Origin of the sequence: Acinetobacter sp. YH12046, assembly GCF_013419905.1 — a bacterium.
GTDB lineage: Bacteria > Pseudomonadota > Gammaproteobacteria > Pseudomonadales > Moraxellaceae > Acinetobacter.
The window spans coordinates 137,334-153,892 of sequence record NZ_VOZF01000004.1; the positions used below are offsets into that span (position 1 = coordinate 137,334).

The following is a 16,559-nucleotide window of genomic DNA, read 5'->3' on the forward strand; positions in this document are numbered from 1 at the left end:
CGAATCCTTGTTATTCTTAATTGAGTTCATTCACATAGGCCACAAACTTGCGACCACGTTCCGGATAACCGGAGAACATGTCAAAACTTGCACATGCAGGAGACAATAACACGACATCATGTGCCTGAGTGCGCTTCTGACAAATTTCTACTGCTTCCTGCAGGCTTTCCGCATGCACCAGCTCAGTTGTACCCGCAATGGCTTTTTCAATAATTGGACGGTCCACACCAATTAATACAGCTATTTTTGCATACTTAGATAATGAGTCACGTAAAGCAGTAAAGTCCTGACCTTTACCCTGACCGCCAAGAATAATGGCAACTTTACCACCTTGAGCTTCGATTGCCATGCCCAAGCCATCAAGTGCTGCCAGTGTTGCACCAATATTGGTTCCTTTGGAGTCATTATAATAACGTACCCCATTGACTTCTTTAACAAATTCGCAGCGATGTTCCAAACCTTTGAAGGTTTTTAACGTATCCAGCATAACGTCCATTGGCAGGCCAATTGCTTCACCTAGAGCCAGACAAGCCAAGGCATTCGCCACATTATGGGTACCTTGAATGTACATGTCAGAACTTTTGAGCAGACGTTCACGACCACGTGCCAGCCAGATCGTGCCATCCTTATCTTTGAGAATACCGTACTGGTTGATGTCCGGTGCATTCAAACCAAAGCTCTGCATCGGTGTTGCATCTGGAACCAGTGGACGGGTCAGTGAATCATCACGGTTAAACACCACTTTTTTCACGCCTTGGAAAATACGGTGTTTGGCGGTGTGATAACCCATCATGTCGCCATGACGATCCAGATGGTCTTCACTCATATTCAGAACAACAGCCACTTCAGCCTGCAAGTTTGATGTGGTTTCTAACTGGAAGCTCGACAACTCCAAAATATACAGTTCAGGATCATCTTTGGTCAGATCCAGTGCTGGACGACCAAGATTCCCCCCAACCGCCACTTTTTTACCCGCATTCGCTGCCATCAGACCGATTAAAGTAGTTACGGTACTTTTGGCATTGGAACCGGTAATCGCCACAATCGGCTTATCAGTCGCACGACGTAAAATCTGGATTTCACTTACCACAGGAATACCTTGAGCCAGTGCTGCCTGGATTTCAGGCAGTTTTGGATCGAGTCCCGGGCTGATGATAATTTCTTCGGCAGAGAGCAACAGATTCTGGTCAAACTTGCCAAAACTAGTCTGTACTTCCGCAGGAATCTGGTCATGTCCTGGTGGGGTAGCTCTTGAGTCCGTTACTGCAACGCGGTAGCCCTGGTCATGTAAGAAGTTGACCGCTGCAACACCTGAAATCCCGAGTCCTGCAACGACTTTTAATCCACCACGTTGTATTAACATTTTCGCCCCATTTTCTGGTCTATTTTAAAACTGACGAAATGGTAGCACTTTGCTGTTTTGAATGCTTTTTCTGTTTTGACTTTCTCTGGCATTTTTTGTGTCAGGGCGTAAAAAAATATCGTTAAATCTTCATCTTTAATCGGTTTAATAATTAATAAATTTTTATTGGAGCCATCATGGGAATAAAAGTTAAGACTATGCTATCCATAACTTGAAAGGAAAATCAGATAACGCTTCCATTCATAATATAGAAAAATAGTGGATTCTTTTCACCTAGATAAATTAATAAGTTTTTAAAAAATAAAAAATTAGGGAGCTTATTTCTAAGCTCCCTACTCATTTGCATGCTCAGTTTTTATTCTTAAACAGAATGAAAGTTTACTTCCATTTCACTGCCTGAGCTTTAGGCTTAGCATCCGAGCTTTGCTCCGATGCCGGACAGGCACAGTTACCGCCACAGCCACTGGCCATAGCCGGTTTTAACCATTTCGCCAGCGTATGCCAGTCCTTGGCTGCACAGGCATCAGACAACTTCTGGAAGACTGAGCGTGAAGTATTCGGAAATACCTTTTTAAATACCACGAGCGCACTCCAGACAACCAGTACCGCTACAATCAGAATTTCAATCATCTCAATCTCCCATTCACATGATCATTCAGATCTAGCCAAGGTTTCCCTTCAGCCAGTTTAACCCAAATAATGTGATGCAATTTGATAAATCAGGAATGACATGAAATATGCCAAACCAAACAGGTAGAAGGTCATAAAGCTGACCGTTTTCCATGAACCGGTTTCACGCTTCACAGTGGCTAAGGTCGCCAGACAATGTGGTGCATAAATAAACCATACCAGTAGAGACAAGCCGGTCGCGATCGACCAGCCCAAATCACCGCCGCCACTAATCAGTGCCGCCAGACCCTCAGACATGGCATCTTCATCGACTGCAGACAAGGCATAAACCGTACCTAGTGCTGCCACGACAACTTCACGCGCTGCCATCGCCGGAATCAGTGCAATACAGATCTGCCAGTTAAAGCCTAATGGTGCAAAAATAGGTTGCATCACATGGCCCAGCATCCCGGCAAAGGAATAATCGATATCCGGTAAAGTTGCACCTTCTGGTGGTTGCGGGAACGTACACAGGAACCAAAGCAGAATGGATAGCGCAAAGATGATGCCACCGACACGCTTCAAGAAGATTTTGCCGCGATCAAGCAAACCAATCCAGACGTTTTTCACATCCGGGAAACGGTAACTTGGCAGCTCCATCAACAGCATATGCTGTGACTTGTCCTTATGGAAAAATTTCAGGATAAAGGAAACAATCAGTGCACTTAGAATACCGGCCATATACAGACCAAATAACACCAAACCTTGCAGATTCATGAAGCCCCACACGGTTTGCTCAGGAATGAAGGCTGCAATCAGCAAAGCATATACTGGCAGACGTGCCGAACAGGTCATCAGTGGCGCCACAAAAATCGTGGTCAGACGGTCACGTGGGTCACTAATCGTTCTTGAAGCCATAATTCCCGGTACGGCACAGGCAAAGCTGGACAATAATGGAATAAAGGCTCGGCCCGAAAGACCTGCCTTAAACATCAATTTATCCAGCAGGAAGGCGGCACGTGGTAAATAGCCGGACTCTTCTAGTACCAGAATAAAGAAGAACAGAATCAGAATCTGCGGCAGAAAGACCACTACCCCACCCGCGCCGGCAATAATCCCGTCAACCACCAAGCTGTTTAATAAAGGATGAGCGATCAGTCCACCCATGTACTCGCCCAACCAGCCGAAGAAAGTTTCAATCCCATCCATGAATGGCGCAGCCCAAGCAAAGACCGCCTGAAACACCACAAACATCATAATGGCTAAGCTAAGCAGGCCCAATACCGGATGCAGGAATATCTTGTCCAGAAAATCAGTACGTTTATCTTCCTGATCGGCATAATTCACCACATCTTTCAGAATGCTGGCAATCTGATGATGGTGATCGCCACTCAAACCGCTGAGTTCAGTTTGCGGGGCAGAAAATTTGTTTTTATCCAGTGCATTTTTCAGGTTTTCAATGCCTGAAGTACGCACGGCAACGGTCTCAACCACTGGCACACCCAGACGTTCAGACAGTTTCTGGGTATTAATCTGCATCCCGCGACGGCGCGCTTCATCCATCATGTTTAGCACCACCAGCATTGGACGACCTAGCTGAATCATTTCCAGTACCAGTCCCAGATGCAGTTTTAGGTTGGTTGCATCTACAACGCACAGGAAAGTATCCTGCTGGCCTTCTTCTGCAATTTTACCCTGAACCACATTACGGGTAATTTCTTCGTCCGGGCTGGTCGCATCCAGACTATAAGTTCCTGGCAGATCCAGTACGCGTACCGGTTTGCCTGAAGGAAGTGTAAAATTCCCGACTTTACGTTCAACCGTAACCCCGGCATAGTTGCCGACCTTTTGACGAGATCCGGTTAAATGGTTGAATAAAGAAGTTTTACCGCAGTTTGGGTTACCGACAAGGGCAATACGTAAGGTATCACTCATGCCGCCGCTCCCTGTTCAATTTCAATCTTGGCCGCTTCCGATTTTCGTAAAGCAAAACGCGTAAACCCCACCTGAATAAGAATCGGATCCCCACCAAAAATACCTTTGGTAATGACTTGTACCTGAGTCCCTGGTACAAAACCTAAAGTTTCCAAGCGACTGGCCACAACATCGTGGGAAGCGCCTTTACCATCAGTAGTTCGATTAACTTTTCGAATGATGGCAGTTTGTTTTGCTTTCAAATCAGACAAACGCACCGTGAAAATTCCTAAGACTTTTGTACAGTATACAAACAAATGAGAATAATTAACAAATAAGTATTAATTACATTTCTTCTTAGCTGTATAGCACATCGACATGTTCGTAAAATTAAACTAGAGTGGAGATGAGCAATCAGGCTTCTCGCTTTTAAAATTATCTTCATTAAACATCATGCTGAATAAAAAACCTCGCATTCCTAGTCCAGTTCAGATTCCTGAAGCTTTCAGTTACTTACAGGGTTTTCGCGATTATCTGATTGCCCAGACAGTGAGCCCTCATACCCGAAATGCCTATTTGTCTGATCTGATCCAGTGTGCCGAATGTCTGGTTAAACCTTTACCAGAATGGAACCATGACGATATTTCCGATGTACTGATTGAACTGACCAAACAGCAAAAAAGTCCACGTTCAATTGCACGATGTTTGTCCGCCTTACGTTCTTTTTATAAATTCCTGCGGGAACAAAAACTGCGGAGTGACAATCCGGTTGCTGCTCATAAAACACCGAAGCTGGGCCGTGCCCTGCCCAAAGACCTGTCTGAAGCTGATGTCGAAGCACTGATTCATGCACCCGATATTAATACTGCCCTCGGTTTACGTGATCGTGCTATGTTTGAAGTGCTTTATGCGTGCGGTTTACGGGTGACAGAACTGATTAATCTGCGTCTGGATCTGATTAATTTAAAACAGGGCTATTTGCGTATTGTCGGTAAAGGCAATAAAGAACGTCTGGTGCCGATGGGACAGATGGCCTGTGAATGGGTGGAAAAATACCTGCAGGAAGCACGCCCGCAATTGTATAAGACAGCGACTGATTATCTGTTCCTCACCCAGCATGGCGGCATCATGAGCCGGCAGAATTTCTGGTATGCCATTAAACGCTATGCACTACAAGCCGGAATTCAGGCTGAACTGTCTCCACATACTTTGCGTCATGCCTTCGCCACGCATTTACTTAATCATGGCGCTGACTTACGGGTAGTACAAATGTTGCTAGGTCATAGTGATTTATCCACCACACAGATCTATACCCATGTGGCACAAGTTAGAATGCAGCAACTGCATGCAACCCATCATCCACGGGCTTAAGAGCTGATTTGAATAGAATAAACTGAGAAGTTTGACGTAGCTCTATCTTTTTTTGCTATGCTAATGCTCTGTTTTTAGTCCAAGAAAAAAAAGGGTTATTATGACATTTGCCCGCACCAAAATTTTTATCGCTTGTCTGCTTGCTACCGGTCTGGGACTGAGCGCATGTTCCAATTCCAATAATTCAGATAAAAAGCAAGATACGCTTACAGCAAGTGCACCGGCGACGGGTGAAGCCTCTAACCTTAGCGAACGTAATGCACAGCAACGCCTGATTTCAACGCTCGAAGGTCATTTCAAAAAAGCGGGAATTAACGCAAAAATCACGGGTATTAAAACCACTGAAGTACCCAACATGTCATGGGTCAGCCTGGAAGGTATGGCACCCGTCTATGTGACAAATGATGGCAAATATCTGATTCAGGGCGATGTCATTCGCCTTGGAGATAAAGAGCTGCACAATGTCAGTGAAACTTTGCAATCTGACGTCAACAAGAAAATCTTTGCAAACCTTAAAGCGGAAGACCTGCTGATTTATCCAGCCAAAGGCAAAACCAAGCATGTGATCTATGTCTTTACCGATGTCAGCTGTCCGTATTGTCACAAATTCCATGAACAGATGGATGAAATGAACAGCAAAGGCATCGAAGTACGCTATATTGCCTGGCCACGTGGCGAGCAGCATATGCCTGCCATGGAAGCCATCTGGTGTAATTCCGATCGTCGTGCAGCCTTCGATCAAGCCATTGCCGGTGGATCTATCACACCAACGACTTGTAAAAATCCTGTGAAAGATCAATATCAAATGGGTCTTAATATTGGTGTTAATGGTACCCCGGGTGTATACAGTTCTGAAGGACTTTATCTCGGTGGCTATATGAGTACCTCAGAATTATTGGATCGACTTAAATAACTCATTTTAATTAGTTATTTAACTTTATTTTATAGATGAAGATATTCTGAAATGACCCTAGAGTCAGGCCGCTTTTTTAGCTATGATCTAGGCTCTCGTAAAAAACTGTTTATATTTGGAGTGTGACGTGAAACCAGTTCGTCTGGCAATCCTCGGTCTTGGTACTGTGGGTGGTGGTGCCCTTAAACTATTAAAAGAAAATGCTGCTGAGATTAAACGTCGCACCGGTCGTGAAATTCAAATTACCCATGTTGGTACGCGTCGTCCGCGTCCTGATCTGGATCTACCTGAATCAGTTAAACAAAGTGCAGATCTGCTCGACATCGTACGTCAACCTGATGTAGATGTGGTGGTTGAAGTCATGGGCGGTATTCACCCTGCTTATGAAGTGATTAAAGAAGCCATTTTGCATGGCAAACAGGTCGTAACTGCCAACAAGGCCCTATTGGCTGAACATGGAAATGAACTGTTCAAACTTGCCGATGACAACGCTGTGCAAATTGCTTACGAGGCAGCGGTGGCTGGCGGCATTCCAATTATTAAAGTGATGCGTGAAGGTCTGGCAGCCAACAAGATTGACTGGCTGGCTGGCATCATCAACGGTACAGGCAACTTCATCCTGACTGAAATGCGAGATAAAGGCCGTGCCTTTGCTGATGTACTGAAAGAAGCACAAGAGCTGGGTTATGCAGAAGCAGATCCAACCTTCGACGTAGAAGGCATCGATGCAGCACACAAACTGACATTACTGGCCTCTATTGCTTTTGGTATTCCATTACAGTTTGATAAAGTCTTTACTGAAGGCATTAGCAAAATTACTGCACAAGACGTGAAATATGCTGAAGACTTGGGCTTCCGTATCAAACACCTCGGTATTGCCCGTCGTGCTGAAACTGGTATCGAACTCCGTGTACACCCTACCCTGATTCCTGAAGAGCAATTGATCGCTAATGTGAATGGTGTAAAAAATGCAGTTCTGGTTCAAGCCAATGCGGTTGGTCCTACACTGTATTACGGTGCAGGTGCGGGTGCTGGTCCTACAGCTTCTGCAGTAGTCGCAGATGTCGTGGATATCGTACGTGATATTTCTTATACTGAAGATGGTGCTGGTACAATTCCACAACTGGCTTTTGAAAGCTTAAGTGACCTGCCAATCCTGCCACGTGAAGAAATGACGACTGGATACTACATCCGGATCAATGCTGAAGATCAAACCGGAGTACTGGCTGAAGTAACCTCTATTCTAAGCCGCGAAGGCATCAGTATTGATGCAATTCTGCAGCAGTCACGTCTGAAAGATCTTATTCCTATCGTGATCCTGACTGATCCAGTCAAGGAAGCGAAAATGGATGAAGCGTTAAAACAAATTCAAGCTCTTCCTGTCATTCATGGCGAAATTGTACGAATTCGTTTAGAATCGCTTGATAATTAATCGGGTCGAGGGGACACTCTCCCCTTGCCAAGCTCTACACACAATTGGAACATCATCATGTCGAATGCCAATCGTTATACTGGTTTAGTTGACCGCTATCGCGACCGTTTACCAGTGTCTGCAACTACTAAAGCCGTTTCTCTGGGTGAAGGTAACACGCCACTGATTAAGCTTGCGAATATTCCGCGCATTATTGGCAAAAATGTTGAAATTTATGTGAAGTACGAGGGCTTAAACCCGACTGGTTCATTTAAAGACCGTGGTATGACCATGGCGGTAACAAAAGCGGTTGAAGAAGGCTCTAAAGCGATTATCTGTGCTTCTACAGGTAATACTTCAGCTGCTGCTGCAGCTTATGCAGCGCGTGCAGGTATCAAAGCGTTTGTTTTAATCCCAGAAGGCAAAATTGCGATGGGTAAAATGGCGCAAGCGATGATGTATGGTGCAATTACCATGCAAATCCGCGGTAACTTCGATGACGGTATGCGTCTGGTAAAAGAAATCGCTGATAAAGCACCTGTGACGATTGTTAACTCAATCAACCCGTACCGTCTGCAAGGTCAAAAAACCATTGCTTACGAAATCGTGGATGAATTGGGCCGTGCACCAGATTACCACTGCCTGCCTGTAGGTAATGCGGGTAACATTACTGCGCACTGGATGGGTTATACCGAAGCGGTTGCAAATCAGCCTGCTGGCGAGTTTGAGCAAGTGGTTTACGACGCTGCTACTGATGCCTTCACTGGTCCTAAACCTGAAGGTCTGCCAACAATGGTAGGTTACCAGGCTTCTGGTGCTGCACCTTTCCTTCGTGGTGCACCTGTTGAAAATCCTGAGACTGTTGCAACTGCAATCCGTATCGGTAATCCACAAAGCTGGAACCATGCGAAAGCGGTTGTTCGTGATTCTAAAGGCTGGTTCGATGAACTGACTGATGCCGAGATTCTGGAAGCGCAACGTCTTCTTTCTATGTATGAAGGCGTATTCGTAGAACCTGCATCTGCAGCTTCAATCGGTGGCGCAATCCGTGACATTAAAGCAGGTAAAATTGCTGAAGGTTCTGTGATCGTGTGTACTGTAACTGGTAACGGTCTGAAAGATCCGGATACTGCGATCAAACAATGTTCTGATGCCGTAATGCTTTCAATTGACGCAACTTTAGAACAGGTTCGTGAATCAATTCTTTCTAATATGTAATTTAGATTGAAATAAAAGGCCCTGCAATTGCAGGGCTTTTTATAGGCGCTTAAAAAAGATTAAACACGTTGTTTAGGCAGGCTAGATACCCAAGTCATCAGACGAGTCGCATCATTGGTACGTGCAGCAGTTGAATCCGCACCTAATACCACGACCACCACAGGACGGTTATTCAAGGTGGTGTGCATGACGACACAACGTCCTGCTTCATTAATATAACCGGTTTTAGACAGATTGATATTCCAGCCACCATTACGCACCAGTGAATTGGTGTTGTTAGATTTCAATACACGGTAACCCAGGTTGAAATCATAGCTGGCAGTGGTAGAGAATTGACGGATCAGGCCATACTGTGAAGCGGTATTGACCAGAATCCCCAAATCACGTGCAGAAGACACATTGCCAGGATGCAGGCCAGTAGATTCCATATAGTGGGTTGAATTCATGCCCAGCTCTTTAGCTTTGGCATTCATCTTCGCAATGAAGGCTGCACGACCGCCTGGATAAGTACGCGCCAATGCAGCTGCAGCCGGGTTCTCAGACTTCATCAAAGCAAATAATAAGGCTTCAGCACGATTCATGCTGTCCCCGGCTCTTAAGGTAGAACTTGAGCTCTTACAGCCTGCACAGGAAAAATCAGCCTGTTGCAGGGTAATTTTTTCAGACATATTCAAACGCGCATCTGAAATCACTACTGCAGTCATCAATTTAGTAATCGACGCAATCGGGTAAGCATTATTGGTATTTTTACTGAATAACACTTCACCCGTCTGTGAATCCATCACCAGAGCTGCACGCGCACTTACAGCAGGTTGATTAATAAAATGACTATTATCAATAATCTGCACAGGTTTTGTCGGTACTGGTGCTGGTGCGCCGCCCTGACGAATCGTCGTCGTAACAGTTGCTGAACCTGGTGGTGAAGGTTCTGCAGCAGATACGCTCAAATTATCATTCATGAGCTGATTGACTTCATCAGAAGACCAGCTGATGCTGGATCCGCCCTCTGTTGTGCCAGAATTCATAATGATTTCAGCAAAACTTGTCGTGCTCATGCTGATTAACACGGACAGGCCGAGTAGATGCCTTAAAGACTTGTTTATTTTCTTCACTATTCCTTCACTCAACTAACAGAGGTAAGATTGATTTGCGTATTACCTCTAATATGCCTTACATTTAAACACAATGCCGAACATTTTTTGTTCTTGACACTATGTGATAAGTTTCAGATTTAATCTGCGAATAGGATTGCTAATTTTGTAGTTTCATTGCAAGCTTATTTTGCTTTATGTAACAAAAAAATGATTTTTTAATGAGGGAGAGTCTAGGTGATCACAGTTTTAGTTGTCGACGACCATGAATTAGTTCGTACTGGAATTTGCAGAATGCTGGAAGACCATGCGGATGTTCAGGTGATTGGACAGGCTGAATCTGGTGAAGAAGCAATTACCCTCGTCCGTCAGCATCATCCCAATGTGGTTCTGTTAGATGTCAACATGCCAGGTATCGGTGGTGTAGAAACCACACGCCGTTTGCTACAGACTGCTCCTGAAACCAAAGTTCTTGCGGTCAGTGGCCTGGCTGAAGAACCTTATCCTTCACTATTATTGAAAGCAGGTGCCAAAGGTTATATCACTAAAGGTGCACCTGTATCAGAGATGGTCCGTGCCATCAATAAAGTCATGCAAGGCGGTAAATATTTCAGTGCCGATATTGCTGAACAGCTGGCCAGCTCCTACCTGTCTGATACTCAGCAATCCCCTTTTGATGCACTGTCTGAACGTGAAATGCAGGTAGCCATGATGGTTGTGAACTGTATCAGTGCGCAGGAAATTGCCGACAAGCTGTTTGTGAGTGTTAAAACAGTCAATACTTACCGTTACCGGATCTTCGAAAAACTCAATATCGATAGTGATGTTAAACTAACCCATCTTGCAATGCGCTATGGCCTGATTAAACCTTAATTTAACCCTCTGCTTAATGCGGTTCCTATGGCGCAAACATCCAGTTATTCTGAACTGAATCAATATCATCTGGGCCTATGGTATAGCGCCTACCGCCTGATTATCAGCACGGGTCTGTTGCTGATTTTTCTGCTGACTTATCCTGATATGACTACAGATTATCAGTATCCTAAACTCTATCACTATGCCTTAATGATTAGCGTCGCCGTCAATACTGTGCAGCTGTTTACGCTGAGATGGGTAAAGCGCCTGATTCAGCCGCAGTTCATTCTGATTTTTGCCAGCGATGTCTTTTTTCTCAGTTTATTGACCTTGGCCAGTCAGGGTCCAAACGTGCATCTCGGACTGATTTTTGTTATTACCATTTTTTCAGCCTCATTATTGCTCGATGCCAAGAAGGCCCTGATCATCACCCTGATTGCGGTGATTAGTATCATCTACCAGCATTTTATCGGCAGTATTTTTGCCTTTTCCTCGCTTACCAATATCGGGAATAGTGCCCTGCTGGCCTTTTTGTTTTTTGTCGTCTATGGCTCAGGACAAATTGCGGTACGGCGCTTTCAGATTCTGGAAAACCTGAATTTTTCTCAATCGCTGGAACTATATCGCTTACAAAATATTAACCGCTATATTTTGGAACAGATTGAAACCGGCTATCTGGTCTTAGATGAGAATTACCATGTGGTGCTCAGTAATCCGGCTGCCTGTCATCTGCTCGGCATTGAGCCAATGTATGCCCATGAAAGATTTTCGTTATACCAATCTCAAAATGACCTGTTTGAACTGATCCGTTTTGAGAATCTGGAAAATGGCGAGCGGTTTCAATTTGAATCCCAGCAGAGTCGTTATAATATTCACGTGCAGGTACAAAAGCTGATTGTACCGCATCAGACTCTGACGCTCCTCGTGCTGCAAGATGCCCGCAAACTTAATCAGCAGGTGCAACAGTTAAAGCTTGCTGCTCTAGGCCAGCTTTCCGCCAGTATTGCCCATGAAATTCGCAATCCTCTGGCTGCCATTGTACAGGCCAATGATCTTTATCTCGATTCTGAACCTGAACAGCAACAAGTTCTGCATCAGATGATCAGCCGACAGGCTACCCGTATTGATCGGATTATTCAGGACACCCTGAATATGGTGAAAAACAAGGAAACCCATCCGGTCGTAATTCAGCTGAATGAATTTATCCTACTGTTTATTCAGGAGGATTTAGCAGATGTGGCGGACCAGATTCAATTTAATATTGATGTACCACTGGCAATTCAGTTCGATGAAGCCCAGTTACGTCAGATTCTAATTAACCTGATTCGTAATGCCATCCGGCATAATTCACCGGATTCGTCCCATATTCAATTGAATATTCACCCATATGAACATAAGGTATGGATAGATGTCCGGGATTTTGGCTCTGGTGTTGCCACCCATGATCAGGAATTATTATTTAAACCTTTTTTCAGCACGTCTATCCATGGAACGGGACTCGGACTATATTTATCACACAGTTTTTGTGAAGCCAATCAGGCACAACTCAACTACATTTCACAAGAACAGGGCGCATGCTTTCGGATTAGCTGTCAACGTGTGACAGCATAAAAGGAATAAGGGGAAATATTGTGGAACAACAACCACTGGTTTTATTGGTGGATGATGAGGAAGATCTATGTACCCTCATGCAAATGTCATTGATGCGCATGGGAATCCGTACGCATATTGCCCATCGTCTGGAAGATGCAAAAAAATGTCTTAGGGATCATCAATATGATGCCTGTCTGACAGATCTAAATCTTCCTGATGGCAATGGTCTGCAATTACTGGACTGGATTAACCAGCATTCCCCTCACCTTCCGGTAGCTGTTCTAACGGCTTATGGCAATATGGATATTGCTATTGCTGCACTCAAGGCAGGTGCATTTGACTTTGTTAGCAAACCGATCAATCAAAAGCATCTGGAACAACTGCTGCAAAAAGCACTGAATAAACCAGTAGACTATTATCAGAATAATTCCAATGATTCATTAGAACATAAATTGCTGATTGGACAATCTCTGCCTATTCAGCAATTGCGGGTCACCTTGAAAAAAATTGCCCGTTCTCAAGCTCCGGTATTTATTACTGGTGAATCAGGGACCGGGAAAGAAGTGGTGGCCAATCTGGTCCATCGTCTTAGTAACCGCAATGAAGGACCTTTTATCGCGATTAACTGCGGTGCAATCCCGACTGAATTAATGGAAAGTGAACTGTTTGGCCACAAGAAAGGCAGCTTTACTGGCGCGACTCAGGACAAACAAGGACTAATTCAGTCTGCCCATGGAGGTAGTTTGTTCTTAGATGAAATCGCCGAATTACCGCTATCTATGCAGGTTAAACTGTTACGTGCCGTCCAGGAAAAACGCATTCGTCCCGTCGGTTCCGATACTGAAATTGATGTCGATTTCCGTGTCGTTAGTGCCAGCCACCAGGATCTCGATGCGCTGGTACAACAAGGCAAATTCCGTCAGGATTTGTTCTTCCGTATTCACGTGATGGATCTGGTCTTACCACCACTACGTGAGCGCGGCCAGGATATTCTGCTCCTCGCTGAGCATTTTATTCAAAAGATCTGTCAGGAATGGGAGATTCCTGCGAAAAAGCTAACGGAACGGAGTAAAGAATTTTTACTGGAGCAATATTATCCGGGCAATGTGCGTGAACTGCGCAATATCATTGAACGTGCCATTACTTTGAGTGATGAAGACAAGATTGATCTTCAGCATCTGCAAACTGCTCCACTGCGTCATACGGTATCCGTCCAATCAGAAACGGCAAATCTGGCAGAGCCGACCTCATCTACGGATCAGATCATTATTCCCAAGAAACTCCCCGAGGAAGGTCTGGAACTGTATTTAGAAAAGATTGAAAAAGAAATTCTGCTGAATGCTTTGAATCTGACGCATTGGAATCGTACATTGGCCGCCAAAAAACTCGGTATGTCGTTTCGCTCTTTACGTTATCGTCTGAAAAAATTCGGACTGGATACCGAAGAAGAGGAATAATTATTTCTGCAGGAGCAGCAAGTCTGTGACGTGATCCAGATAGCTCTCCTCACGCGCATCCTGACCGAGAGGATAGGTGAAATGTGGCTGAATCCCCTGTCCTTCAATCATATTGCCGCTCGGGCTAAAGTATTGCGATACAGTCATCTGCAAAGCAGAGCCATTGCTCAAAGGAAACAGTTTCTGCACCACCCCTTTGCCATAGCTCTTTTCCCCTACCACCCAGGCACGATTATGTTCTTTCAGAGCAGCAGTAAATACTTCTGCAGCGGAAGCCGAACGGTTATTGATCAGAATCCCGACTTTCAGATTTTGAAATTCAATTCCTGGAAGTGCCTGAAATTGCTGATTACCTTCAGAACGGCTCTTGGTCGAAACAATAATGCCCTGATTCAGGAACAAATCTGCTGATTCAACAGCCGCAGACAATAAACCACCCGGATTATTACGTAAGTCAAACAGCACTGCTTTCAGGCGATTGGTTGAATAACTTTCAATAATTCGCTTGATTTCATTAGCAGTATCCTGCTGGAAGACTTTTACTTGCAGTACTAGAACCTGATTGCTGTGTAAGGTCGATTTAATCTCGGTATCCACTTTGGTATTGCGGACCAGTGTAATCGGTACACTTTGCGCAGAAAGCTGAAGCGTTAAAGTAGAGCCAATGGCACCGGTTAATAAATCTCGCACTTGCTCACGTTTCAGCGCACTCAAGACCTGATCATCAATCTTGTAAACTGTGACACCATTGCGAAGGCCTTGTTTGGCAGAATCAGCATCCAGACTTAAGCCTTGTACCATCCATTGTTTTAGCTGTGGATTAAAATGCAGATCAAAATCAATACTGGCCAGATCACCTTCAGTATATTCACGCAGCTGTTTATAGTCTTCAGGAGATAAATAGCGGGAATAGCGGTCCAGGCCGCTCACCAAACCTTGAATGGCTTGCTGGAAAAGCACATCGTCATTTTTGTCTTGAATATAATTATCTTTGACGATGCCATAAATCTGAACAAATTCCTGGATGGATGTAACAGGAATTTCATTATAGACCTGTTCATCCATTTCCAGTTCATCGAGTGCCATCTCGGTCGAAACAGCACTCCATGCGGAATGACTCAAACACATCAGTAAGCAGGATAAGACTACAGACTTGCCATGTGTTTTTATCATTCTTATACCTGTTTTATAAAAGATTAAGCATGCAGCTCAATAAGATTGCGACCCTGCATTTCAGCTGGTACCGGAATTTGCATCAAGTTCAGCAGGGTTGGTGCAACATCAGCCAGTACGCCACCTTCTGCGATTGTTGCAGAGCTTGGACCCACATAGATAAATGGAACCAGTTCAGTGGTATGCTGAGTATGTACCTGACCGCTCTGATAATCCTGCATCTGCTCCACATTACCATGGTCTGCAGTAATAATCATATGACCTTTTTTCGCCATCACAGCTTCATAAACTCGGCCTAAGCAAGTATCCACGGCTTCAACGGCTTTCACTGCTGCATCAAATACACCAGTATGGCCGACCATATCACCATTGGCATAGTTCACAACCAGTAGGTCAAACTCGCCTGAATTGATCGCTGCCACCAGTTCATCTGTTACTTCATAGGCACTCATTTCCGGTTTCAGGTCATAAGTCGCAACATTTGGAGATGGGATCAGGATACGTTTTTCACCTGGATATTCATCTTCACGGCCACCGCTAAAGAAGAACGTTACATGCGCATATTTCTCGGTTTCTGCAATACGTAGCTGAGTTTTACCCAGGTTCGACAGATACTCACCTAAAGAATTTACCAGCGCTTCTGGCATATAGGCTACTGGTGCATCAATGGTCGCCTGATAACGGGTCAACATTACGAATTTCGCCAGATTCGGTACAACCTTACGTTCAAAACCGGCAAAATCTTTTTCAACAAAGGCACGAGTCAATTCACGGGCACGGTCAGCACGGAAGTTCATGAATACGACGCTGTCGCCATCCTGAATCTTCACAGTGTCGCCAATGCGAGTCGCTTTTACGAATTCATCTGATTCCTCTGCAGCATAAGCCTGTTCCAGACCTTCAACTGCAGTAGCTGCAGTACGCATTGCTTCACCTTCAGTCAGCAGACGATACGCTTGCTCTACACGATCCCAACGGTTGTCACGGTCCATGGCAAAATAACGACCGATCATGCTGACAATACGACCCTGGCCCGGATATTGAGCAAATAATGCATCCAGTTTTTCTAAAGAGGGTTGCGCACTTTTTGGTGGTGTATCACGGCCATCGAGAAACGCATGCAGATAAACCTGAGCACCGCGTTTTAAAGCCAGTTCAGCCATCGCCACGATATGATCTTCGTGTGAGTGCACACCGCCTTCAGACAACAGACCCATAATGTGGACTGCGCCATTTGCTGCTTTGGCTTTCTCAACCGCATCTACCAGCACTTCATGTTCGAAGAAAGCCCCAGTACGGATATCTTTGGTAATACGGGTAAAGTCCTGATACAGCACACGGCCAGCACCAAGATTCATATGACCGACTTCAGAGTTCCCCATCTGACCATCAGGCAGGCCGACATCTTCACCTGAACCTGAGATCAAACCATGCGGATGCTTTTCCTGTATAGCAGTTAAATTTGGTCGTTTAGCCGCTAAAAACGCATTGTCTTCGACCGCTTCGCGATGACCCACACCATCCATAATCACCAAAACGTGAGGGATTTTGCCAGCAGTTGCATCCGTCATAATGAAATACTCTTTTCGTC

At 44.9% G+C, this 16,559-nt stretch carries 14 protein-coding genes; 7 read left to right on the top strand and 7 right to left on the bottom strand.

The genetic code is table 11. From position 1 onward, the window contains the following. Positions 1-16: 16 nt before the first annotated feature. The 4 genes from murD to FTU03_RS04825 form a co-directional block, all read right to left on the bottom strand. Positions 17-1,363, bottom strand: a complete 1,347-nt coding sequence (gene murD / locus FTU03_RS04810) for a UDP-N-acetylmuramoyl-L-alanine--D-glutamate ligase (RefSeq protein ID WP_179992205.1) — start codon at positions 1,361-1,363, stop codon at positions 17-19. A 378-nt stretch (positions 1,364-1,741) separates the two neighbouring features. After that, a complete protein-coding gene (locus FTU03_RS04815) occupies positions 1,742-1,993 on the bottom strand; it encodes a DUF6587 family protein (RefSeq protein ID WP_175966305.1) in 252 nt (83 codons plus the stop codon). Positions 1,994-2,050: 57 nt separating this feature from the next. Continuing rightward, on the bottom strand, positions 2,051-3,907 hold the full coding sequence (locus tag FTU03_RS04820) for a ferrous iron transporter B (RefSeq protein WP_179992206.1): 1,857 nt from the start codon (positions 3,905-3,907) through the stop codon (positions 2,051-2,053). Next, positions 3,904-4,164, bottom strand: coding sequence for a FeoA family protein (locus tag FTU03_RS04825; protein ID WP_004787267.1), 261 nt, complete (start codon positions 4,162-4,164; stop codon positions 3,904-3,906). The genes FTU03_RS04820 and FTU03_RS04825 overlap by 4 nt, the downstream gene beginning before the upstream one ends. A 175-nt stretch (positions 4,165-4,339) precedes the next feature. Between FTU03_RS04825 and xerD the strand changes: the two genes are divergently transcribed. The 4 genes from xerD to thrC all read left to right on the top strand — a co-directional run bounded on the left by xerD (position 4,340) and on the right by thrC (position 8,799). After that, positions 4,340-5,257, top strand: coding sequence for a site-specific tyrosine recombinase XerD (gene xerD / locus FTU03_RS04830; protein WP_159124366.1), 918 nt, complete (start codon positions 4,340-4,342; stop codon positions 5,255-5,257). Positions 5,258-5,357: 100 nt separating this feature from the next. Next, complete coding sequence (locus FTU03_RS04835; RefSeq protein WP_034703409.1) at positions 5,358-6,170, top strand: DsbC family protein; 813 nt, start codon at positions 5,358-5,360, stop codon at positions 6,168-6,170. Between the two features lie 127 nt (positions 6,171-6,297). Further along, a complete protein-coding gene (locus tag FTU03_RS04840) occupies positions 6,298-7,602 on the top strand; it encodes a homoserine dehydrogenase (protein WP_005233480.1) in 1,305 nt (434 codons plus the stop codon). A 57-nt stretch (positions 7,603-7,659) separates the two neighbouring features. Further along, the gene (thrC, locus tag FTU03_RS04845; RefSeq protein WP_104426956.1) at positions 7,660-8,799 is read left to right on the top strand and encodes a threonine synthase; all 1,140 of its coding nucleotides are present in this window, start codon (positions 7,660-7,662) and stop codon (positions 8,797-8,799) included. Positions 8,800-8,858: 59 nt separating this feature from the next. Here the strand turns inward: thrC and FTU03_RS04850 are convergent, their stop codons facing one another. Next, positions 8,859-9,911 carry a serine hydrolase gene (locus tag FTU03_RS04850; protein WP_034703413.1) on the bottom strand — a complete coding sequence of 351 codons (1,053 nt, stop codon included), beginning with the start codon at positions 9,909-9,911 and terminating at the stop codon, positions 8,859-8,861. A gap of 216 nt (positions 9,912-10,127) precedes the next feature. On the opposite strand from FTU03_RS04850, the gene FTU03_RS04855 reads away from it, so the two are divergent. The 3 genes from FTU03_RS04855 to FTU03_RS04865 are packed head-to-tail and all read left to right on the top strand — an operon-like array spanning position 10,128 to position 13,795. Further along, positions 10,128-10,763 carry a response regulator gene (locus FTU03_RS04855; RefSeq protein WP_005233474.1) on the top strand — a complete coding sequence of 212 codons (636 nt, stop codon included), beginning with the start codon at positions 10,128-10,130 and terminating at the stop codon, positions 10,761-10,763. A gap of 27 nt (positions 10,764-10,790) precedes the next feature. Then, positions 10,791-12,356 (top strand): PAS domain-containing sensor histidine kinase, encoded by a 1,566-nt coding sequence (locus FTU03_RS04860; RefSeq protein ID WP_179992207.1) that lies wholly within the window; start codon positions 10,791-10,793, stop codon positions 12,354-12,356. A gap of 17 nt (positions 12,357-12,373) precedes the next feature. Then, on the top strand, positions 12,374-13,795 hold the full coding sequence (locus FTU03_RS04865) for a sigma-54 dependent transcriptional regulator (protein ID WP_179992231.1): 1,422 nt from the start codon (positions 12,374-12,376) through the stop codon (positions 13,793-13,795). Here FTU03_RS04865 and FTU03_RS04870 read toward each other — a convergent pair whose 3' ends face one another. Beyond that, on the bottom strand, positions 13,796-14,968 hold the full coding sequence (locus FTU03_RS04870) for a S41 family peptidase (RefSeq protein ID WP_179992208.1): 1,173 nt from the start codon (positions 14,966-14,968) through the stop codon (positions 13,796-13,798). It abuts the gene before it with no gap. A 23-nt stretch (positions 14,969-14,991) separates the two neighbouring features. After that, positions 14,992-16,539, bottom strand: a complete 1,548-nt coding sequence (gene gpmI / locus FTU03_RS04875) for a 2,3-bisphosphoglycerate-independent phosphoglycerate mutase (protein WP_179992209.1) — start codon at positions 16,537-16,539, stop codon at positions 14,992-14,994. Between the last annotated feature and the right edge of the window lie 20 nt (positions 16,540-16,559).